Source organism: Prodigiosinella aquatilis, from assembly GCA_030388725.1.
Classification (GTDB): domain Bacteria; phylum Pseudomonadota; class Gammaproteobacteria; order Enterobacterales; family Enterobacteriaceae; genus Prodigiosinella; species Prodigiosinella aquatilis.
This window is the reverse complement of the sequence record CP128857.1, coordinates 3,225,089-3,246,386: the sequence shown is the minus strand read 5'-3', so window position 1 is coordinate 3,246,386 and position 21,298 is coordinate 3,225,089. Positions and strand designations below refer to the sequence as shown.

The window sequence follows — 21,298 nt, the reverse complement described above, 5'->3', positions numbered from 1 at the left end:
CGTCGCCTAGAGCGGTGAGTCCTGGCTGATTTCATCCAGTGACAAACTGAAACTGGGAATGAATATCGTCACAAAATAATCCATCTCGGGACTTTGACGCTGTTGAAGCGTCTTTTCCAGACGCGCTTTCGCCATCAGGAATTCATTATTTCCAGCAGAAAGCTCTTCCAGACATTTCAGGTAAGCGCACAACGTATCCGCCTGCTTGACGATAGCGTGCTCATCTTCACTGGTAAATTTATCATCCAGCAACATGCTGTAATCTTGCTGTAGTTCTGCGGGTAGCATTTCGATTAACTTTTGCTGGGCGATTTTCTCTATTTTTTTATATTCGTGGGCAATCTGTGCGTTGTAATACTTGATCGGCGTAGGCATGTCACCAGTGAGAACTTCACTGGCATCATGATACATCGCCAGCAAGGCAATCCTTTCTGCATTGAGATTACCATTGAATTTACGGTTTTTGATGATGGCCAGCGCGTGGGCGACAAACGCTACTTGCAGACTATGCTCTGAAACGTTTTCCATCCGTACATTACGCATCAAAGGCCAGCGGACAATCAGTTTCAGGCGGGATAAGTGAGCGAAAAAGTGACTCTGAACCATAAACAATCTCTCAGATAACAACAGGGAGGACTTCTATTGTGAGCGTCTGATGGTGAATAAGCAAATCAGTCACTGAACGCCGAAGTGTCATAAAAGCAAGCCTCGGGGTCAGGTCCGAGCTTGCTTCAAGGCATTAGATACTTTCTGATTTATTGGCTAAAAAATTACTGATGGTAGCCTTCCAGGAAGCGCCCTAGTTTACGTATCGCCATATCCAGTTCATCAATTCGCGGCAATGTGACAATGCGAACATGATCCGGTTCTGGCCAGTTGAAGGCCGTGCCTTGCACTAACAACACTTTTTCTTGCAGGAGCAAATCGAGAACCAGCTTTTGATCGTCGTGGATGTTAAAGCGTTTGGCATCAATGCGCGGGAACATGTACAAAGCGCCATCGGGTTTTACGCAAGAGACGCCAGGAATCTGGTTGATAAGTTCCCAGGCTCGGTTGCGTTGCTCATATAGTCGGCCTCCGGGATGAATAAATTCGCTGATACTTTGGTAGCCACCCAGTGCTGTCTGAATGGCATGTTGCATTGGCACATTGGCACACAAACGCATTGAGGCCAGCATTTCCAATCCTTCAATATATCCCTGGGCGTGTTTTTTCGGGCCATTAAGCACCATCCATCCCTGGCGGAATCCTGCAACACGATAGGTTTTGGATAACCCATTGAAGGTAACCGTCAATAAATCCGGAGCCAGCGTGGCGATCGAGTGATGTTGAGCATCATCATAAAGAATCTTGTCATAAATCTCGTCCGCAAAAATAATCAAATTATGCTGGCGGGCGATGTCTACAATTTCCAACAGTAGCGCTTTGCTATATACGGCTCCTGTCGGATTGTTGGGATTAATAATAACTATGCCGCGGGTATGGGGGGTGATCTTGTTGCGGATATCATCCAGGTCAGGGAACCATCCTGCTTCTTCATCGCATCTATAGTGAACCGCATTGCCACTCGATAACGAAACTGCTGCCGTCCACAGTGGATAGTCTGGTGCGGGCACCAGCATTTCATCACCCGTATTTAATAATGCTTGCATTGATTGAACAATTAACTCAGACACGCCATTGCCGATGTAGACATCTTCAACGGTCATATCACGCATATCACGAGCTTGGTAATGTTGCACAATCGCTTTGCGTGCCGAGTAGAGCCCTTTTGAGTCACAGTAGCCTTGGGCTGTCGGTAAATTACGGATAACATCAACCAAAATTTCATCAGGCGCATCAAAGCCAAAGGGAGCCGGGTTTCCGATATTGAGCTTAAGTACCTTGTTTCCTTCTTCTTCCAGTCGTTTTGCTTCTTTTAGTACCGGACCACGAATGTCATAACAAACATTTTCCAGCTTTTGGGATTTTTCTATCGGGGACATATACCAAGCCTTTTGCAGAGAACGCTTATTTTTCAGGAGGAGTAGCATAAGCGGCCTAATGTACTCCTCCTGTAGATACTTTTGAAGAATGATTCTTGGTTATGGCCGACATGGACAAAGTAATTATCTGTGTGGTTAAAAGTACCGCTATAGATACTAAATTAGGTTTTTATCGCTATAAAAAGTCTTTTTTATTCATCATTAATTATAAAACAATGTATTAAAATAGAGATTTATTCGATCCTGACGTTGAGGGTCGCACCACTTTTCGGTTATGTGAATAATCTGTGCTAATCACTCAAAAAAGAGTATTTCAAAAGTAAAACAGTGCCCCTATAAGCTAAAAAAGAGGCTGTAACCGGTATCAGTAAATAGAAAATTGAACTTTTATAGTTTTTTGCGCTCGTTTATTTCTGTTGAAAGCAGCCATGTGGATGAAATGTTTTTTTAGTGAAAAATTCATATGGCTAATGCTAAACGTGTAAATTTGTTATGGACCAGGTAATAGGAAAGGATCTTCTCTCCAATAGTGAAGACAAATCAGCTGATGAATAATAGTATCTGTTCAAATTTTATTTCCCTCGAAACTATTTCATACGGGCTAAATTTGGATGAATGCAGAGTATTGAGTGGAATTTATGGAAATGAAAAACCTATGCCTGTCTGTTAGTTTGATGATGAAATCGGATATCGGTTTGCATTAAAAAACTGTTTTAGAACGTCTGATTGACCTGCATTCAGTTGGTGTTTATTAATGTATTACGTTGAAATATTAGTGAAAATATCTGATTGTGCTGAAAAAAAGATATTTCGTAACTGAGTGTCATTAATCTGTCCAATTGATTTTGCCAGAGATTTTATGGGTTAATATGAAATGAAGTTTCAATTCATGCAATGATTGGCTCATGCATTAATCATGAAAAATGCTATCTATTTCTTTTGCTTCTAAGCGATTATCGATTTCGGGATGCGCAAAATATGTGTAAAAAGGTAAAAATAAGAAATGCTTGTATATTAATAAGGTAGGAAAACAGTAAACGAATGCGCAGTCAAAATCTTATATCATGCCCCTTCACTTTTTTATGACAGAAGTGTGGTCTGGCATTCTGAAAGCTTTTATTTTATGATCTAAAACAAATAAAAAAGGTTCTTTTTTCAGGATTAATAGCATAATAAGATAATCAATAAGGAGGTCGAGAGTAAAAAGGCGATTATGGTAACGAAGTATAAGTATTTTTTTGCCCTGATCGTTCGTCTGCGATATTGTCTTTCATTGTGTCGGACCTTTCCGATGCAGCGTATCAACACCAGGTATGTTTTGTTAAAAATTAAAATAGATAAGTGAAGAACCGTATGACAAATGCAAATCGCCCAGTACTTAATCTGGATCTAGATCTGTTGAGAACGTTTGTCGCTGTTGCAGATTTGAATACCTTTGCGGCAGCTGCCGTTGCGGTGTGCAGAACGCAATCGGCGGTCAGTCAACAAATGCAACGACTAGAGCAACTCATTGGCAAAGAACTCTTTGCTCGCCATGGGAGAAATAAACTACTTACAGAACATGGTATCCAGTTTTTGAATTACGCCAGAAAAATTCTGCAGTTTAACGATGAAGCCTGTGCATCTCTTATGTACAGCGATATTCAGGGCGTGCTGACTATCGGGGCCTCGGATGATACAGCGGATACTATTCTGCCTTTTATTTTGCAGCGTGTGACAACCGTGTTTCCCAAATTATCTGTTGAGGTAAGCATTAAACGCGGCACGGAAATGATGGATATGTTACAGGAAGGAAAAATTGACCTGATCATAACTACGGTCAACAATACTGATTTGCCACATGTCCTGTTAAGAACTTCACCAACTTTATGGTATTGCGCTGCTGATTATCAGTTTCAGCCAGGTGAGACGGTGTCGTTGGTTTTACTTGATGAGCCGAGCCCATTCCGTTCACTGGCATTAGAGCAACTTACGGCAGCGGGCATTCCTTGGAAAATATCCTATGTTGCCTCTACGTTATCTGCTGTCCGTGCTGCGGTAAAAGCAGGTTTGGGCATCACTGTTCGTTCGGTCGAAATGATGAGCCCGGAATTGCGTGTACTTGGTGAAGAAGAAGGATTGCCAAGATTGCCTGATACTCGCTATTACCTATGTAAAAACCCACAGCATGAAAACGAGTTGAGTACCGCGCTTTTTAATGCTATTGAGTCTGGTACACGCTCTCATCTTCTTCCTGTCGGGATGTTACCGAATAATGATGTACGGGAACCACCTTTAGAGTAACGGTTGAAGGAGTGACTTGATAGGGAGGGTCGTGTTACCCCGATATGGAAAACATCGTTAATACGGATGGTGTGGTTTACTCTGTCACCATCCGTCTTTTATCTGGTGGTCTCAGTTTTCCGTTTTTAATGAAACAAAGGTTCTTTTTTTTAAAATCTTTGTTACTAAAGAGTAAGTGTTAACATTAGTGTACTCATTTTGGTTTTTTTAATAACATAAAGAAGGAAAATGTGTTCTGGATCAAAAAATAACCCTATTAACCCTACGGAGGGAACGGTATTCGCTGCGAAAATGATATAGTGTTCATGCAAATAGAGGTTTTTTGTCTTTAAAATTTGTTAACATGTGGTATCACAGACTCGATTTAGCTTAATAGCAGCACACAAAATGTTAACGAAAACCGCGTGCATGTGAAGTAATGTACTGTTAGTTTTAAAGAGGTTGAGAAAAGGTTACAAAACAAGGAATCAAACCATATTTTTATGCCCACTTAACCCCATAAGTTGTGGTTTTTGATGTGGTGAAAAATCCTCCCTTTTAATCGATGTGGCGCATTAACTGCCGACAAAAGAGCAGATGTACAGGCCACTTTTGATGAGTAAGCAAAGAGTATGTCAACAACTACTGAAGTTCTCGCCCACCATTGGGCTTTTGCACTATTCCTTATCGTTGCCGTAGGTCTCTGCGGTTTAATGCTGACCGGTGGGTTCTTGCTGGGTGGCCGTGCCAGAGGAAGATCTAAAAACGTTCCTTATGAGTCCGGGATCGATTCTGTAGGTTCAGCTCGTTTGCGTCTGTCCGCCAAATTCTATCTGGTCGCCATGTTTTTCGTCATTTTTGATGTTGAAGCCTTGTACCTTTATGCCTGGGCCGTTTCTATCAGAGAAAGTGGCTGGGTGGGTTTTATCGAGGCCACTATCTTCATTTTGGTGCTGTTGGCTGGTTTGGTCTATCTGGTGCGTATCGGCGCGTTGGACTGGACACCTGTGCGTTCCAAAAGACAGGTTATTAAATCAGACATTATGATCAACACCACCAACAATCATCAGCAGTAATAGCGAGGCATTAATAAAATGGACTATACGCTCACCCGCATAGACCCGGACGGTGAGAACGACCGTTATCCCCTTCAGAAGCAGGAAAGCGCCAGCGATCCTCTTGAACAGCATGTTCACCGCAGCGTATTTATGGGTAATCTGGAGCATACTTTACATGATATGGTGAACTGGGGGAGAGGTAATTCCCTGTGGCCTTTTAACTTCGGCCTTTCCTGTTGTTATGTCGAAATGGTTACTTCGTTTACTGCGGTACATGACGTAGCTCGTTTTGGTTCCGAAGTATTACGTGCCTCGCCACGTCAAGCCGACTTCATGGTGGTCGCCGGTACGCCGTTCTTGAAAATGGCACCTGTTATCCAACGTTTATATGATCAGATGCTGGAGCCAAAGTGGGTGATTTCCATGGGCGCTTGTGCTAATTCCGGCGGTATGTATGACATTTATTCTGTTGTACAGGGGGTGGATAAATTTTTGCCGGTAGATGTTTACATTCCTGGCTGTCCGCCTCGTCCCGAAGCTTATATGCAGGCACTCCTGTTGCTTAAGGAATCTATTGGGAAAGAACGCCGACCTCTGTCGTGGGTGGTTGGCGATCAGGGTGTTTACCGTGCCAATATGCAGTCCGAACGGGAACGTAAACGTGGAGAGCGTATTGCAGTAACCAATTTGCGCTCTCCCGATGAGATTTGACCTGTGAATGATAAGCAAGTAGTGGCTGCGTAATATTATGATAATAGTGTGTAGCCATTATCAGTCACAGAAATAGCACATTTACTGTGGTGACATAACTTATGACAGATTTAACGACGCAGGATCTCGCACTGCCTGCATGGCAAACTCGCGATCATCTTGACGATCCAGTGGTAGGCGAACTGTGTAACCGTTTTGGTCCAGAAGCGTTTACTTTTCAGGCGACCCGTACAGGAATACCCGTTGTTTGGGTAAAACGTGAGCAGTTACTGGAAGTTCTCTCCTTTTTGAAAAAGCAACCAAAACCTTATGTCATGCTATTTGACTTGCATGGCATGGATGAGCGGTTACGTACTCACCGTGAAGGTTTGCCATCAGCAGATTTTTCCGTTTTCTACCACATCATTTCCATCGAGCGTAACCGTGACCTTATGGTGAAGGTTGCACTGAGCGAAAATGATCTGTATTTGCCGACGATAACCAAACTCTTCCCTAACGCTAACTGGTATGAGCGTGAAACATGGGAAATGTTTGGTACGGTTTTTAATGGCCACCCGCATTTGACGCGCATCATGATGCCGCAGTCCTGGGAAGGGCATCCATTGCGCAAGGATTATCCGGCGCGTGCGACCGAATTTGATCCTTTTGTTCTGACCAAACAAAGGGAAGATCTGGAAATGGAATCGCTCAAGTTCAAACCTGAAGACTGGGGCATGAAACGAGGTACAGAAAATGAAGATTTCATGTTTCTGAACTTAGGGCCAAACCATCCATCATCGCACGGTGCTTTTCGTATCATTCTGCAGTTGAATGGTGAGGAAATTGTAGACTGTATTCCTGATGTCGGTTACCACCATCGTGGCGCTGAGAAAATGGGAGAGCGTCAATCTTGGCACAGTTACATTCCTTACACTGATCGTGTCGAGTATCTCGGCGGTTGTGTAAACGAAATGCCGTATGTGCTGGCGGTTGAAAAACTGGCGGGCATTGAGGTGCCGGAACGCGTCAAAACTATTCGCGTTATGCTGTCTGAGCTATTCCGTATCAATAGCCATCTGCTCTTTATCAGTACATTTATTCAGGATGTTGGTGCTATGACACCGGTGTTCTTTGCTTTTACCGATCGTCAAAAAATTTATGATCTGGTAGAAGCTATTACCGGTTTCCGCATGCATCCTGCCTGGTTCCGTATCGGCGGCGTTGCCCATGATCTACCGCGTGGTTGGGAGCGTCTGTTACGTGAATTCCTCGACTGGATGCCAGCACGTCTTGACACCTATGTAAAAGCTGCTTTGAAAAACACCATTTTAAAAGGACGTTCCCAAGGTGTGGCAGCTTATAACGCGAAAGAAGCGTTGGAGTGGGGTGTAACTGGTGCCGGTCTGAGGGCAACGGGTATTGGTTTTGATGTGCGTAAATGGCGTCCATATTCCGGCTATGAAAACTTTGACTTTGAAGTACCCGTTGGCGACGGTATCAGTGATTGCTATAGCCGTGTCATGCTGAAAGTCGAAGAGCTGCGTCAGAGTTTGCGAATTTTGGATCAGTGCCTGAAGAATATGCCAGAAGGTCCGTTCAAGGCTGATCATCCTCTGACCACGCCGCCACCTAAAGAACGGACACTACAGCATATCGAAACCCTGATTAACCATTTTTTACAGGTTTCCTGGGGGCCGATCATGCCCGCCAACGAATCATTCCAGATGATTGAGGGAACCAAGGGAATCAACAGCTATTACCTGACCAGTGATAACAGCACCATGAGTTACCGAACTCGTATTCGTACGCCGAGCTTCGCGCATCTCCAGCAGATTCCTTCAGTCATTCGAGGGTGCCTGGTATCCGATTTGATCGTGTACCTTGGCAGTATTGATTTTGTCATGTCAGATGTGGACCGTTAATTATGCATGATCATAACAACACTCAGGATCATATTGATGCGCAGGGGCAACCTGCTGTTGCGAATTCGCCGGCGGAAAAGGATATTTTTGTGTTAAGCGACGCTGAGCGCGATGCAATAGAGCACGAAAAACACCATTATGAAGATGCTCGTGCAGCTTCTATTGAAGCGTTGAAAATTGTGCAAAAGCGGCGTGGATGGGTGCCTGATGGCGCTATTAATGCTATTGCGGACATCTTGGGTATCCCAGCCAGCGATGTGGAAGGCGTGGCGACGTTTTATAGCCAGATTTACCGCCAGCCGGTTGGCCGACATATTATCCGGTATTGCGACAGCGTAGTTTGTCACATTACGGGCTATCAGGGGATTCAGGCCGCGCTGGAGAAAAAACTGGCGATTAAACCAGGACAGACCACATTTGATGGCCGTTTTACGCTATTGCCGACGTGCTGCCTGGGTAACTGTGATAAAGGGCCGACGATGATGATCGACGACGATACCCACAGTAAGCTAAAGCCTGAAGATATCGATTCGTTATTGGAGCAGTATCAATGAGTAAAAACATTGTTCTGACTGCTGAGCAACACCCTCTTACCTGGCGTCTGCGGGCAGATAAACAACCGGTATGGTTAGACGAGTACCGGAGTAAAAACGGTTATTCTGGAGCCCGGAAAGCATTGGGTGGAATGGCCCAGGGTGACGTTGTTTCTCTGGTCAAAGATGCAGGACTGAAAGGGCGTGGTGGTGCCGGTTTTTCCACTGGACTGAAATGGAGTTTGATGCCGAAAGACGAGAGTATGAATATCCGCTATCTGTTGTGTAATGCAGATGAAATGGAACCGGGTACATACAAAGACCGTCTGCTGATGGAGCAGCTGCCACACCTGTTGATTGAAGGCATGCTGATTGGTGCTTATGCACTTAAAGCCTACCGCGGATATATTTTCCTGCGTGGTGAATACATAGAAGCGGCGGCAAATCTGCGTCGGGCAATTGCTGAGGCAACAGAAGCCGGGCTGCTCGGTAAAAATATTATGGGCAGCGGTTTTGATTTAGAGCTTTTTGTTCATACCGGTGCCGGGCGTTACATTTGCGGTGAAGAAACCGCATTGATTAATTCACTGGAAGGGCGCCGTGCTAACCCGCGTTCTAAACCACCATTTCCGGCATCTGCTGGGGCATGGGGTAAGCCTACTTGCGTAAATAACGTAGAAACCCTGTGTAATGTTCCGGCCATTATCGAGCACGGCGTGGAGTGGTATCAGGGAATTTCTGCTGGTAAGAGCAAGGATGCGGGTACCAAATTAATGGGATTCTCTGGCCGGGTTAATAATCCGGGATTGTGGGAGTTACCTTTTGGTACGACGGCGCGTGAGATTCTGGAAGATTACGCCGGTGGCATGCGTGATGGATTAAAACTGAAAGCTTGGCAGCCTGGTGGTGCGGGGACCGATTTTCTGACCAGTGATCATCTTGACTTACCGATGGATTTTGAGCACATCGGTAAAGCGGGCAGCCGTTTGGGAACAGCGTTGGCGATGGCGGTTGATAACGAAATCAATATGGTATCACTGACGCGTAATCTGGAAGAGTTCTTTTCCCGTGAGTCCTGTGGCTGGTGTACACCATGCCGAGATGGTTTGCCCTGGAGCGTGAAAATATTGCGTGCTCTGGAACATGGCGAAGGCCAACCGGGTGATATCGAAACGCTGGAACAGTTATGCCGCTTCCTTGGCCCAGGCAACACTTTCTGCGCGCATGCGCCGGGTGCCGTTGAGCCACTGCAGAGTGCAATAAAATATTTCCGGGAAGAGTTTGAAGCGGGAATCGCTCAACAACCCATCAACAATGCCAAACCTATTCGTGGAATTCAGCCGAATTTGCTGAAGGCGCGTTGGTAGTTGGTCGGTGGCGGGAGTGCTAAAACTCTCGTATCGAGCGAGCTTGACTCTTATCCTGGTAGACAGAATTTTTTGATTAGTGCCTGCTATTAAGCGGGCCATTATGGAAGCATGCTGACTATGGCAACGATTCATGTAGACGGCAAAGAATATGAAGTGGACGGAGCGGACAACCTACTGGAGGCGTGTCTTTCTCTGGGACTTGATATTCCCTACTTTTGCTGGCACCCGGCGCTGGGGAGCGTCGGTGCTTGCCGCCTGTGTGCGGTTAAGCAATACCAGAACGCGGAAGATACCCGCGGTCGCCTGGTAATGTCCTGTATGACGCCTGCGACTGATGGCGCTTATATTGCTATCGAGGATAGCGAAGCCAAACAGTTCCGTAAAACCGTGGTGGAGTTTCTGATGACTAACCATCCCCACGATTGCCCGGTTTGTGAGGAAGGGGGGAACTGTCATTTGCAGGATATGACGGTAATGACTGGGCATAATACCCGTCGCTACCGTTTCACCAAACGTACTCACCATAACCAAGATCTGGGGCCGTTCATCTCTCATGAAATGAACCGCTGTATTGCCTGTTACCGTTGTGTGCGTTATTACAAAGACTATGCGGGCGGTACTGATCTGGGCGTTTATGGCGCGCATAACAATGTCTATTTCGGTCGTGCGGAAGATGGCGCACTGGAGAGTGAATTCTCCGGTAACCTGGTGGAAGTTTGTCCTACTGGTGTTTTTACCGATAAAACACACTCTGAACGCTATAACCGTAAATGGGATATGCAGTTTGCGCCCAGCATTTGTCAACAATGCAGCGTCGGTTGTAATATCAGTCCGGGTGAGCGTTATGGCGAACTGCGACGTATCGAAAATCGGTACAATGGTAGTGTTAACCACTATTTCCTGTGTGACCGAGGTCGTTTTGGTTATGGTTACGTCAATCTGAAAGATCGCCCGCGCCAGCCGTTACAGCGTCGTGGTGATGACTGGATCGCACTGAATGCTGATCAGGCTCTTCAAGGGGCGGCAGATGTATTGCGTCAGGCGAAGAAAGTCATTGGTATCGGTTCTCCTCGCGCCAGTGTGGAAAGTAATTTCGCGTTACGTGAGCTGGTCGGTGCCGAGAATTTTTACACGGGTATTGCCCAGAGTGAGCAGAACCGGCTACAACTGATTCTTAAAGTATTGCGTGAAAGTGGTATACACAGCCCATCCTTACGAGAAATCGAAAGCTATGATGCTGTTCTGATATTGGGTGAAGATCTTACGCAAACTGGTGCCCGTATTGCACTCTCAGTCCGTCAGGCGGTAAAAGGTAAAGCCCGTGAAATGGCCGCAGCCCAGAAAGTAGCTGACTGGCAGATTGCCGCTATTCTGAATATCGGTCAGCATGCCAAGCATCCCCTGTTCATTACTAATGTAGATAGCACCCGTTTGGATGATATCGCTGCATGGCGTTATTGTGCCCCGGTTGTCGATCAGGCTCGCCTCGGTTTTGCCATTGCTCATGCATTGGATAACGCCGCACCGGCGGTTACCGATCTGGCTCCAGATTTGGAGCAAAAAATAGATGTTATCGTGCAGGCGCTGGCTGGCGCGAAAAAACCGCTGATCATTTCCGGTACCAATGCGGGTAGCGAAGAAATCATCGCGGCGGCTGCCAATGTGGCAAAAGCGTTGAAAGGGCGCGGTGCTGATGTTGGTCTTACGTATGTGGCGACGGCGGTAAACAGTATTGGCCTCACTATGGTGGGCGGTCATTCGCTGGATGAAGCATTGACTCAACTAGAGAGTGGCGACGCTGATAGTGTCGTGGTCCTTGAGAATGATTTGTACCGTCATGCGCCAGCGGCTCGGATAGATGCCGCCTTGGCGAAAGTAACCAACCTGCTGGTATTGGATCATCAACATACTGATGTTATGGACAAGGCCAGTCTTATTCTGTCATCAGCCAGTTTTGCCGAAAGTGATGGTACGGTAATTAATCAGGAAGGTCGCGCACAACGCTTCTTCCAGGTATATGACCCCACTTATTATGATAACAAAGTAGTGATGCTGGAAAGCTGGCGTTGGTTGCACGCATTGTATATTACTTACCATAGCCGTCAGGTTGACTGGACACAGCTCGATCATGTCATTGATGCCTGTGTTAGTGCACTGCCACAACTGGCTGCGATCAAACAGGCTGCGCCTGACGCATCCTTCCGCATCCATGGACAAAAACTGGCTCGTTCCCCTAATCGGTCCAGTGGACGTACTGCAATGCGTGCCAACATAAGCGTGCACGAACCACGGCAACCCCAAGATAAAGACACCATGTTCGCTTTTTCAATGGAAGGGAATAATAGTCCAATTTCCGACCGCCAGGAGATTCCATTTGCGTGGGCTCCAGGTTGGAACTCACCTCAAGCCTGGAACAAATTCCAGAATGAAGTGGGCGGACAGCTGCGTCATGGTGATCCGGGTGTACGTCTTATTGAAGCGGGTGACGATACCCTGGGATATTTTGACCATATTCCGGCGCCGTTTGTGGTTCAGTCCGGGCAGTGGTGTGTCGTACCTTACTATCACTTGTTCGGCAGCGAAGAGATGTCTCAGCGTTCAGCTGTTATTCAGCAACGCATGCCACAACCTTATGTGATGGTGAATTCCGCTGATGCAGCTCAGTTGGGGGTTAATCCCGGGACCTTGCTGGAGATTATCTGTGATGGTCAAACGTTACGTTTGCCTTTACGGGTGAGTGAAGAATTAGGTCAAGGGCAAGTCGGTTTGCCGTTAGGCTTCCCGGGTATTGCCCCGGTGCTGGCGGGTGCGACTGTTGAGAAGATGCAGGAGGCCGCGCAATGAGCTGGTTAACACCGGAAACAATGGATATTTTGATCGCTGTAGGTAAGGCAATTGTTATCCTGCTGGTTGTGGTGACGTGTGGAGCATTCATGAGCATGGGCGAACGTCGTCTGCTTGGATTGTTTCAGGGACGTTATGGACCGAACCGGGTTGGTTGGGCCGGCTCATTACAATTGGTCGCTGATATGATCAAAATGTTCTTCAAGGAAGATTGGGTACCAAAATTTGCTGATCGGGTGATTTTCACCTTGGCACCGATGATTGCCTTTACCGCATTATTACTGTCCTTTGCCATCGTTCCGGTAAGTCCTACCTGGATGGTTTCAGACTTGAATATCGGATTACTGTTCTTTCTGATGATGGCCGGGCTCGCGGTTTATGCCGTACTTTTCGCCGGCTGGTCCAGTAACAATAAATATTCGTTGCTGGGCGCGATGCGTGCATCGGCGCAAACCCTGAGTTATGAGGTATTTTTGGGGTTGTCGCTGATGGGGGTGGTCGCTCGGGCAGGGTCCTTCAATATGGGGGTTATCGTTGATTCGCAAGCCCACTTATGGAATATCATTCCTCAGTTTTTTGGCTTCCTTACTTTTGCTATCGCGGGTGTTGCAGTCTGTCACCGTCATCCGTTTGACCAGCCAGAAGCCGAACAGGAACTGGCCGATGGGTATCATATTGAATATTCAGGTATGAAGTTCGGTCTGTTCTTCGTGGGCGAGTACATTGGTATTGTTACGGTTTCCGCATTGATCGTCACGCTGTTCTTCGGTGGCTGGCATGGCCCGTTCCTACCGCCATTTATATGGTTCGCATTGAAAACGGCCTTTTTCATGATGATGTTTATCCTGATTCGTGCTTCTTTACCCCGTCCGCGTTATGACCAGGTGATGGCCTTCGGATGGAAAATCTGTTTGCCGTTAACGCTCCTTAACCTGTTGGCGACAGCCGCGGTCATTTTGTATAACGCTTAACAAGGGTGAATAAACCATGACATTGAAAGAGCTAGTGATTGGTTTCGGCACCCAGATTCGCAGTATCTGCATGGTGGGTTCCAACGCGTTCAAAAAACGTGAAACCAAGATGTATCCAGAAGAGCCAGTCAATCCGCCACCACGTTATCGTGGACGTATTGTACTGACGCGTGATCCCGATGGTCAGGAGCGGTGTGTTGCCTGCAACCTGTGTGCTGTAGCTTGCCCAGTGGGCTGTATTTCTTTACAGAAAGCGGAAATGACGGATGGGCGCTGGTATCCGGAATTTTTCCGCATTAACTTTTCACGCTGTATTTTCTGCGGTATGTGTGAGGAAGCCTGTCCAACCACGGCAATACAGTTGACGCCTGATTTCGAAATGGGTGAATTCAAACGTCAGGATCTGGTGTACGAAAAAGAAGATCTGCTGATCTCGGGGCCGGGTAAGTATCCGGAATATAACTTTTACCGGATGGCCGGCATGGCAGTTAATGGGAAAGGAAAAGGCGAAGCAGAAAACGAAGCCAAACCCATTGATGTCAAAGGCCTGCTGCCTTAAGGAGCCAAGCATGGAATTCGCTTTTTATGCAGCTGCGATAATTGCGGTATTGGCGACATTACGTGTCATTACTCATACCAATCCAGTACATGCACTACTTTATCTGATTGTTTCATTGTTAGCCGTAGCGGGTGTTTTCTTTTCATTGGGCGCCTACTTTGCCGGTGCATTGGAAATCATCGTTTATGCTGGTGCCATCATGGTGCTGTTCGTCTTCGTTGTAATGATGCTCAACTTGGGTAATTCCGTGGTAGAGCAGGAAAAAATATGGCTGAAACCCAGTGTCTGGATCGGCCCTGGCATATTGTCTCTGCTCCTGTTCGGTGTGATTGTCAAAGGTATCTTCAGCGTTACCGATCAAGGTATCGTGGGCAATACGGTTGATGCCAAGACTGTCGGTATCAGCCTGTTCGGACCTTATGTACTGGCCGTTGAGCTAGCATCTATGCTGCTGCTCGCCGGGCTAGTTGTGGCTTTCCACATCGGACGTGAAGACAAACATGGCGAATTGATCAGTAAAGAATCGGTGAATCAGGATGTTGATAAAAAAATAACGGGGGAACGGGCATGATTCCGCTACAGCATGGTTTGCTTCTGGCTGCCATCCTCTTCATTTTAGGGCTGACCGGACTGATTATCCGTCGCAACTTGCTGTTCATGTTGATCAGCCTTGAAATCATGATTAACTCGGCTGCGCTGGCGTTTGTTGTCGCCGGTAGCTACTGGGGACAGCCAGATGGTCAGATTATGTATATTCTGGCGATTACTCTGGCAGCCGCAGAGGCCAGTATCGGTCTGGCGATGTTGCTGCAGTTGTATCGTCGTCGTCATACTCTGAATATTGATACAGTCAGTGAGATGCGCGGATGAACTTACTCTATTTAACTATTTTATTTCCGCTAATTGGATTTCTGTTGCTGGCATTTTCTCGTGGTCGCTGGTCGGAAAATTTTTCCGCCACGATAGGTGTCGGATCCGTTGGTCTAGCGGCATTAGTGACGTGTTATATCGCTGCCGACTTCATTAGCCACCAGCATGGCGGCGGTGTCGTATTTTTCAATCAGCATCTGTGGACCTGGATGGCAGTCGGGAACTTTGACATCAGCGTTAACCTAACGCTGGATGGATTGTCTCTGACCATGTTGTCGGTTGTCACTGGCGTCGGTTTCTTCATTCACCTGTTTGCCTCTTGGTATATGCGTGGTGAAGAGGGGTATTCCCGCTTCTTTGCCTATACCAACCTGTTTATTGCCAGCATGGTAATCTTGGTGCTGGCCGATAACCTGATGCTGATGTATCTCGGTTGGGAAGGTGTAGGGTTGTGTAGTTATCTGCTTATCGGTTTCTACTATTTGAACCCAAGCAATGGTGCTGCGGCGATGAAAGCCTTCATCGTGACCCGTATCGGGGATGTGTTTCTGGCGATTGCACTGTTCATCCTTTACAAAGAACTGGGTACGTTGAACTTCCGTGAGCTGATGGTGCTTGCACCACAGCGACTAGCAGAAGGTTCTTCGGTCATTACCTGGGCAACCTTAATGCTGTTGGGTGGCGCGGTTGGTAAGTCAGCTCAGTTGCCATTACAGACTTGGCTGGCTGATGCGATGGCTGGCCCGACCCCAGTATCTGCGCTAATCCACGCCGCGACCATGGTAACCGCCGGTGTTTATCTGATAGCCCGTACTAATGGTTTGTTCCTGATGGCACCGGAGGTACTGAATCTGGTCGCCTTGGTAGGTGCCGCGACCTTATTGTTGGCTGGTTTTGCGGCTTTGGTGCAGACCGATATTAAACGCGTGCTTGCCTATTCCACCATGAGTCAGATTGGCTATATGTTCCTGGCTCTGGGTGTGCAGGCGTGGGATGCCGCTATTTTTCATCTGATGACGCATGCATTCTTTAAAGCATTACTCTTCTTATCTTCCGGTTCGGTCATTTTGGCTTGTCATCATGAACAGAACATTTTCAAAATGGGTGGATTACGTAAAACCATCCCACTGGTCTATGTCTGTTTCCTGGTGGGAGGCGCGGCATTGTCCGCGTTGCCATTATTGACGGCCGGCTTCTTCAGTAAAGATGAAATCCTTGCAGGTGCCTGGGCTAATGGCCATGTCAATTTAATGTTTGCCGGTTTGGTGGGGGCCTTTATGACCTCGTTATATACCTTCCGCATGATTTTCATTGTGTTCCATGGTGAAGCAAAGATAAAAGCACATGCTGGAAAAGGCCTTTCTCATCATCTTCCACTGTTGGCCTTGTTGATATTATCCACCTTTGTCGGAGCATTGATCGTTCCACCTTTACAAGGTGTGTTGCCTGAAACGACTCATCTTGGACACAGTCAGGTGCTGAGGTTGGAGATGACATCAGGTATCGTGGCGATTGTGGGTATTCTGGTGGCAGCAGCACTGTGGTTAGGGAAGCGTCAGTTGGTCAACAGTGTGGCAAACAGCGCACTGGGACGGTTCTTTACCATCTGGTGGTTCTATGCCTGGGGTTTTGACTGGTTGTATGACAAGATTTTTGTCAAACCGTATCTGGCTATCGGGAAGCTGTTGCGGCGCGATCCGTTGAATTCATTGATGAATATCCCGGCGGTGTTTGCCCGTTGGGGCAACCATAGCTTGATCGTCAGTGAAAATGGCCAATTGCGCTGGTATGTCGCTTCCATGAGTTTAGGCGCAGTTGTCGTACTGGCGTTGTTGTTGCTGGTATAAACGGTGACGTGGTGATGTGAAGGGCGGGTTATTCCTGCAGGGATAACCCGCGGCAGCAAGTTTTCAGTTTTCTTTAATCTAGGGACACAAAACGCCATGCTACTACCTTGGCTAATTCTTATCCCCTTTATCGGCGGTCTGCTGTGTTGGCAGTTCGAGCGTTTCGGTACTAAAGTGCCGCGCTGGATCGCGCTGATTTCTATGGGATTGACACTGGTACTGTCTCTGCAGTTATGGCTGCAGGGGGGATACTCACTGGCGGTACCAACCGGTCTGCCACAATGGCAATCTGAATTTGATATGCCGTGGATACCGCGTTTTGGTATTTCAATTCACCTGGCATTAGATGGCCTATCACTGTTGATGGTGGTACTGACAGGCCTGCTGGGTGTGCTGGCTATTCTGTGCTCATGGCGTGAGATTCAGCGCTATCAGGGCTTTTTCCATCTGAACTTGCTTTGGATCCTCGGTGGTGTAATCGGTGTGTTCCTGGCTATCGACATGTTCCTGTTCTTCTTTTTCTGGGAAATGATGTTGGTGCCCATGTACTTCCTGATTGCTTTGTGGGGGCACAAAGGTTCTGATGGTAAAACGCGTATTGCCGCGGCAACGAAATTCTTTATTTATACCCAGGCCAGTGGTCTGGTGATGTTGATTTCCATTCTGGCGCTGGTGTTTGTGCACTACAATGCGACTGGCGTCTGGACATTCAACTATACGAATTTGTTGCATACCAAAATGTCTCACGGCGTCGAATACCTGCTAATGCTGGGATTCTTCATCGCGTTTGCGGTCAAAATGCCGGTGGTGCCATTACATGGCTGGCTGCCGGATGCACATAGCCAGGCACCAACAGCCGGTTCTGTTGACCTGGCAGGGATTTTGCTGAAAACCGCGGCTTACGGTCTATTGCGTTTTAGTCTGCCTCTGTTCCCGTATGCTTCACATGAGTTTGCACCTATCGCCATGTGGTTAGGTGTCGTCGGTATCTTCTATGGTGCCTGGATGGCATTCAAGCAGACCGATATCAAGCGTTTGATCGCTTATACCTCTGTTTCCCATATGGGATTCGTGATGGTTGCCATTTATTCCGGCAGTCAACTGGCCTATCAAGGGGCCGTTATCCAGATGATTGCACATGGCTTGTCTGCTGCCGGTCTGTTTATTATCTGTGGCCAATTATATGAGCGTCTGCATACCCGCGACATGCGTCAGATGGGTGGATTATGGGCACGTATCAAATACCTGCCGGCGTTGTCTCTGTTCTTTGCTTTGGCCACATTAGGGATGCCGAGCACCGGTAACTTTGTCGGTGAATTCATGATGCTGTTCGGCAGCTATCAGATTGTGCCAATGATTACGGTTATTTCGACCTTTGGCTTGGTGTTTGCGTCTATCTACGCATTGGCCATGATGCAGCGTGCTTTTTATGGCTCTCCAAAATCTGATGAGCCGGTGCAAGCCATGAGCATACGTGAACTGTCGCTCATTATGCTACTGGTTGTTTTGCTGGTGCTATTGGGTATATACCCACAGCCGATTCTGGATACGTCCAGCGCAGCGATGACCAATATTCAGCATTGGTTCATGTCATCGGTCCCGGGTTCAATAATTTCAACAACAAGGCTGTAATTCGCCATGACAATAACTCCTCAACAACTGATCGCGCTATCGCCGCTGTTAATCGTTGGATTGACAGTAGTGGTTGTGATGCTGTGCATTGCGTGGCGACGCAACCATTTTGTCAACGCAACACTTACGGTTATTGGCCTGAATATCGCGTTGTTTTCCCTTTATCTGGTTAGTCAGGTAGGGCCAACAGACGTTACTCCACTGATTCGGGTTGATGGCTTTTCCATGTTCTATACCGGGCTGGTGTTGTTAGCCAGTCTGGCAACCAGTACTTTTGCCTATTCATGGCTGGAAGGCTATCCAGACAATCGTGATGAATTTTACTTGCTGGTTCTGATTGCAACGATGGGAGGCCTTTTGCTCGCCACCGCCAATCATCTGGCTTCATTGTTCATTGGTATTGAGCTTATCTCGCTCCCGTTGTTTGGTTTGGTGGGATATGCTTTCCGTCAGAAACGGTCACTGGAAGCAGGTATCAAGTACATGTTGCTCTCTGCTTCAGCATCGTCTTTCCTGCTGTTTGGCATGGCACTGATATACGCTGAGTCTGGCGATCTGAGTTTTGCCAGCCTGGGCAAAAGCCTGAGTGATCACCAACTACATGAACCGTTGTTGATGGTCGGGCTGGGAATGATGCTGGTGGGGCTTGGCTTTAAGCTGTCGCTGGTACCTTTCCACCTCTGGACACCAGACGTTTATCAAGGTGCGCCGGCACCCGTTTCAACATTCCTGGCAACGGCCAGCAAGATTGCTATCTTTGGTGCGGTTATGCGGTTGTTCCTGTATGCGCCGGTGGTGGATAGCGAGTCTGTTCGGTTGACGCTTGGCGTGATTGCTTTCGCCTCTATCCTGTTCGGTAACCTGATGGCGTTGGCGCAGAGTAATATTAAACGTCTGCTGGGCTACTCTTCTATCGCGCATCTCGGTTATCTGCTGGTGGCATTGATTGCAGTACAATCGCACCAGTTGGCATTGGAAACAATAGGTGTCTATTTGGCAGGATATCTGTTCAGTAGCCTAGGCGCTTTCGGTGTCGTCAGCTTGATGTCCAGCCCATACCGTGGGTCAGATGCTGACTCCTTGTTCTCTTATCGAGGGCTGTTCTGGCATAAACCGATCCTGTCAGCGGTAATGACCGTGATGATGCTGTCCCTCGCCGGTATTCCGATGACCTTAGGGTTTTTCGGTAAGTTCTATGTGTTGGCAGTGGGTGTGAATGCCCACTTATGGTGGTTGACCGGCGCAGTGGTTGTGGGGAGTGCAATTGGTCTTTATTACTACCTGCGTGTCTTGGTGAGCTTGTATCTTAGTGCACCTCAGACGTTGAACCGTGATACACCGAGCAACTGGGCATTAACTGCTGGTGGTATTGTGGTGCTGATTTCCGCTGTTATGGTTCTGTTCTTTGGTCTGTACCCGCAGCCATTGATTTCTCTGGTGCAGATGGCTCAACCACTGATGTAACTGTCGTCACTGTAGATATTTAAAACGCCGAAGGGATAATACCGACGGCGTAATGAAATGGTCACTCCACCCTGTAGCGGTAGGTTACAGGGTGTTTTTTTAAAGAGACTACATTGTGAATACGATTACATGTATTGATATCAATCTCGGCAAGTATTCATTTCATATCCATCGCCAGAATAAATCTGGCTGGATTCATTGGGTTGGATGTTATTTCTTTGACTTCAATGAACAGGTATTGATTCCCATTAACGGATAGAGCGGACAAAATCCCACCACTCCCGTCAGAAATGGAATAACACCAATCCAGCCCCACCATCCGATCGTGCCAGTTGCGACCAGTGCGATGAGCACCAGGCCAATAATGATACGGACGATACGATCCACACCACCTACATTCAATTTCATAATTTTTCCTCATTGAAAATTTGATGACAAAACCATTGTGATCTACCGGCACGTTATCTCAGCGCCGGTTTATACGGTGAGTACATTACAATTCTAGTGCATTATCAGCAGCACACAGACTATCTTGTAGTCATTTTCTTTTTATTACTTAGACTTATACAATTTAGGACATACTACTGTAATAGCAAGTCACATGGCCTGACTTGTTGGTGCGTAATTACGATCCCACCGGTTAGCACCTCGCTTTTCTTATCCCATAAATACAATGATCCGGCAGTCCTGTCTTAGTTGTGTGAAATTATCTATAGTTAATTACTGAGAGTAAAAAAATCTTTTACAAATAGGAGAATATCATGGCGTCGATCCATCAACAGCCTGGAGAAATCCATATTGAGGATGATTTGAAACTGCTATCTGAAATATTAGAAGAGATAGTGCGTTATTCGGGTGATTATGCAGACAAAACTTATCAGGAGTTGAAAAAGAAAGCTGAGACTTCATTACAGCAGGTAAAAACACATCTCAATGATATGTCTGATGGTTATTGTCAACGAGCAAAGCAGGTTGCTGATAAAGCGGATATTTATCTGCATGACAATCCCTGGTATGGGGTTGGAATCGGGGCAACCGTTGGTTTGGTACTAGGTGTTTTGCTGGCGAAAAAATAGTCCCTACCGATATGCTAATTGCGATGGAAGTCTGCGCCACTTCTCATTACTGGGGCGCACTTTTCAATCAATGGGTTTTCTCGTCCGGCTTATTCTCACCCAACATGTCAAAGCATTAGCACATCATCAGAAAAACGATGTTAATGAAGCCCTGGCAATCGGTGAGACTTGCTGTACGCCGGTACTCATTTTGTTGCTATAAAAACCGTTGAACA

18 protein-coding genes are annotated in these 21,298 nt (G+C 47.0%); 15 read left to right on the top strand and 3 right to left on the bottom strand.

Annotated elements, in window-relative coordinates; genetic code table 11:
• Nucleotides 1–6: 6 nt before the first annotated feature.
• Entirely contained in the window at nucleotides 7–606 is a 600-nt protein-coding gene (gene yfbR, locus PCO85_15025) for a 5'-deoxynucleotidase (GenBank protein ID WJV52536.1), read from the bottom strand.
• Between the two features lie 164 nt (nucleotides 607–770).
• A complete protein-coding gene (locus PCO85_15020) occupies nucleotides 771–1,985 on the bottom strand; it encodes a pyridoxal phosphate-dependent aminotransferase (GenBank protein WJV52535.1) in 1,215 nt (404 codons plus the stop codon).
• A gap of 1,353 nt (nucleotides 1,986–3,338) precedes the next feature.
• Here PCO85_15020 and lrhA point away from each other — a divergent pair.
• The 14 genes from lrhA to nuoN all read left to right on the top strand — a co-directional run bounded on the left by lrhA (nucleotide 3,339) and on the right by nuoN (nucleotide 20,007).
• Nucleotides 3,339–4,268, top strand: coding sequence for a transcriptional regulator LrhA (gene lrhA / locus PCO85_15015; protein WJV56098.1), 930 nt, complete (start codon nucleotides 3,339–3,341; stop codon nucleotides 4,266–4,268).
• Between the two features lie 611 nt (nucleotides 4,269–4,879).
• Nucleotides 4,880–5,323: an NADH-quinone oxidoreductase subunit A gene (locus PCO85_15010; GenBank protein ID WJV52534.1), complete on the top strand. Its 444-nt coding sequence runs from the start codon at nucleotides 4,880–4,882 to the stop codon at nucleotides 5,321–5,323.
• Nucleotides 5,324–5,341: 18 nt separating this feature from the next.
• Entirely contained in the window at nucleotides 5,342–6,016 is a 675-nt protein-coding gene (locus PCO85_15005; GenBank protein ID WJV52533.1) for an NADH-quinone oxidoreductase subunit B, read from the top strand.
• A 101-nt stretch (nucleotides 6,017–6,117) separates the two neighbouring features.
• Nucleotides 6,118–7,917, top strand: coding sequence for an NADH-quinone oxidoreductase subunit C/D (gene nuoC / locus PCO85_15000; protein WJV52532.1), 1,800 nt, complete (start codon nucleotides 6,118–6,120; stop codon nucleotides 7,915–7,917).
• 2 nt (nucleotides 7,918–7,919) lie between these two features.
• Nucleotides 7,920–8,471 carry an NADH-quinone oxidoreductase subunit NuoE gene (nuoE, locus tag PCO85_14995; GenBank protein WJV52531.1) on the top strand — a complete coding sequence of 184 codons (552 nt, stop codon included), beginning with the start codon at nucleotides 7,920–7,922 and terminating at the stop codon, nucleotides 8,469–8,471.
• Nucleotides 8,468–9,817: an NADH-quinone oxidoreductase subunit NuoF gene (nuoF, locus tag PCO85_14990; GenBank protein WJV52530.1), complete on the top strand. Its 1,350-nt coding sequence runs from the start codon at nucleotides 8,468–8,470 to the stop codon at nucleotides 9,815–9,817. Before nuoE ends, nuoF begins: the two co-directional genes overlap by 4 nt.
• Nucleotides 9,818–9,937: 120 nt before the next feature.
• Nucleotides 9,938–12,664 carry an NADH-quinone oxidoreductase subunit NuoG gene (gene nuoG / locus PCO85_14985; protein WJV52529.1) on the top strand — a complete coding sequence of 909 codons (2,727 nt, stop codon included), beginning with the start codon at nucleotides 9,938–9,940 and terminating at the stop codon, nucleotides 12,662–12,664.
• Complete coding sequence (gene nuoH, locus PCO85_14980) at nucleotides 12,661–13,635, top strand: NADH-quinone oxidoreductase subunit NuoH (protein WJV52528.1); 975 nt, start codon at nucleotides 12,661–12,663, stop codon at nucleotides 13,633–13,635. The genes nuoG and nuoH overlap by 4 nt, the downstream gene beginning before the upstream one ends.
• Before the next feature lie 16 nt (nucleotides 13,636–13,651).
• Complete coding sequence (gene nuoI, locus PCO85_14975) at nucleotides 13,652–14,194, top strand: NADH-quinone oxidoreductase subunit NuoI (protein WJV52527.1); 543 nt, start codon at nucleotides 13,652–13,654, stop codon at nucleotides 14,192–14,194.
• Between the two features lie 10 nt (nucleotides 14,195–14,204).
• Nucleotides 14,205–14,765, top strand: coding sequence for an NADH-quinone oxidoreductase subunit J (gene nuoJ / locus PCO85_14970; protein WJV52526.1), 561 nt, complete (start codon nucleotides 14,205–14,207; stop codon nucleotides 14,763–14,765).
• Nucleotides 14,762–15,064 (top strand): NADH-quinone oxidoreductase subunit NuoK, encoded by a 303-nt coding sequence (gene nuoK / locus PCO85_14965; protein ID WJV52525.1) that lies wholly within the window; start codon nucleotides 14,762–14,764, stop codon nucleotides 15,062–15,064. Before nuoJ ends, nuoK begins: the two co-directional genes overlap by 4 nt.
• The gene (gene nuoL / locus PCO85_14960; protein ID WJV52524.1) at nucleotides 15,061–16,911 is read left to right on the top strand and encodes an NADH-quinone oxidoreductase subunit L; all 1,851 of its coding nucleotides are present in this window, start codon (nucleotides 15,061–15,063) and stop codon (nucleotides 16,909–16,911) included. Before nuoK ends, nuoL begins: the two co-directional genes overlap by 4 nt.
• Before the next feature lie 96 nt (nucleotides 16,912–17,007).
• Nucleotides 17,008–18,543: an NADH-quinone oxidoreductase subunit M gene (gene nuoM / locus PCO85_14955; protein ID WJV52523.1), complete on the top strand. Its 1,536-nt coding sequence runs from the start codon at nucleotides 17,008–17,010 to the stop codon at nucleotides 18,541–18,543.
• Between the two features lie 6 nt (nucleotides 18,544–18,549).
• On the top strand, nucleotides 18,550–20,007 hold the full coding sequence (gene nuoN / locus PCO85_14950) for an NADH-quinone oxidoreductase subunit NuoN (protein ID WJV52522.1): 1,458 nt from the start codon (nucleotides 18,550–18,552) through the stop codon (nucleotides 20,005–20,007).
• Nucleotides 20,008–20,217: 210 nt separating this feature from the next.
• Here nuoN and PCO85_14945 read toward each other — a convergent pair whose 3' ends face one another.
• On the bottom strand, nucleotides 20,218–20,415 hold the full coding sequence (locus PCO85_14945) for a DUF2892 domain-containing protein (protein WJV52521.1): 198 nt from the start codon (nucleotides 20,413–20,415) through the stop codon (nucleotides 20,218–20,220).
• Nucleotides 20,416–20,768: 353 nt separating this feature from the next.
• Here PCO85_14945 and PCO85_14940 point away from each other — a divergent pair, with 353 nt between their 5' ends.
• Entirely contained in the window at nucleotides 20,769–21,083 is a 315-nt protein-coding gene (locus tag PCO85_14940) for a DUF883 domain-containing protein (GenBank protein ID WJV52520.1), read from the top strand.
• The last annotated feature ends 215 nt before the right edge of the window (nucleotides 21,084–21,298 follow it).

What these genes read in the sequence shown, in the direction of transcription:
- PCO85_15010 (WJV52534.1), top strand. Translation starts at nt 4,880, where the DNA reads ATGTCAACAACTACTGAAGTTCTCGCCCACCATTGGGCTTTTGCACTA.
- nuoK (WJV52525.1), top strand. Translation starts at nt 14,762, where the DNA reads ATGATTCCGCTACAGCATGGTTTGCTTCTGGCTGCCATCCTCTTCATT.
- nuoG (WJV52529.1), top strand. Translation starts at nt 9,938, where the DNA reads ATGGCAACGATTCATGTAGACGGCAAAGAATATGAAGTGGACGGAGCG.
- nuoI (WJV52527.1), top strand. Translation starts at nt 13,652, where the DNA reads ATGACATTGAAAGAGCTAGTGATTGGTTTCGGCACCCAGATTCGCAGT.
- yfbR (WJV52536.1), bottom strand. Translation starts at nt 606, where the DNA reads ATGGTTCAGAGTCACTTTTTCGCTCACTTATCCCGCCTGAAACTGATT.
- nuoE (WJV52531.1), top strand. Translation starts at nt 7,920, where the DNA reads ATGCATGATCATAACAACACTCAGGATCATATTGATGCGCAGGGGCAA.
- PCO85_14945 (WJV52521.1), bottom strand. Translation starts at nt 20,415, where the DNA reads ATGAAATTGAATGTAGGTGGTGTGGATCGTATCGTCCGTATCATTATT.
- nuoC (WJV52532.1), top strand. Translation starts at nt 6,118, where the DNA reads ATGACAGATTTAACGACGCAGGATCTCGCACTGCCTGCATGGCAAACT.
- nuoL (WJV52524.1), top strand. Translation starts at nt 15,061, where the DNA reads ATGAACTTACTCTATTTAACTATTTTATTTCCGCTAATTGGATTTCTG.
- nuoJ (WJV52526.1), top strand. Translation starts at nt 14,205, where the DNA reads ATGGAATTCGCTTTTTATGCAGCTGCGATAATTGCGGTATTGGCGACA.
- nuoH (WJV52528.1), top strand. Translation starts at nt 12,661, where the DNA reads ATGAGCTGGTTAACACCGGAAACAATGGATATTTTGATCGCTGTAGGT.
- PCO85_15005 (WJV52533.1), top strand. Translation starts at nt 5,342, where the DNA reads ATGGACTATACGCTCACCCGCATAGACCCGGACGGTGAGAACGACCGT.
- PCO85_15020 (WJV52535.1), bottom strand. Translation starts at nt 1,985, where the DNA reads ATGTCCCCGATAGAAAAATCCCAAAAGCTGGAAAATGTTTGTTATGAC.
- PCO85_14940 (WJV52520.1), top strand. Translation starts at nt 20,769, where the DNA reads ATGGCGTCGATCCATCAACAGCCTGGAGAAATCCATATTGAGGATGAT.
- nuoF (WJV52530.1), top strand. Translation starts at nt 8,468, where the DNA reads ATGAGTAAAAACATTGTTCTGACTGCTGAGCAACACCCTCTTACCTGG.
- nuoM (WJV52523.1), top strand. Translation starts at nt 17,008, where the DNA reads ATGCTACTACCTTGGCTAATTCTTATCCCCTTTATCGGCGGTCTGCTG.
- lrhA (WJV56098.1), top strand. Translation starts at nt 3,339, where the DNA reads ATGACAAATGCAAATCGCCCAGTACTTAATCTGGATCTAGATCTGTTG.
- nuoN (WJV52522.1), top strand. Translation starts at nt 18,550, where the DNA reads ATGACAATAACTCCTCAACAACTGATCGCGCTATCGCCGCTGTTAATC.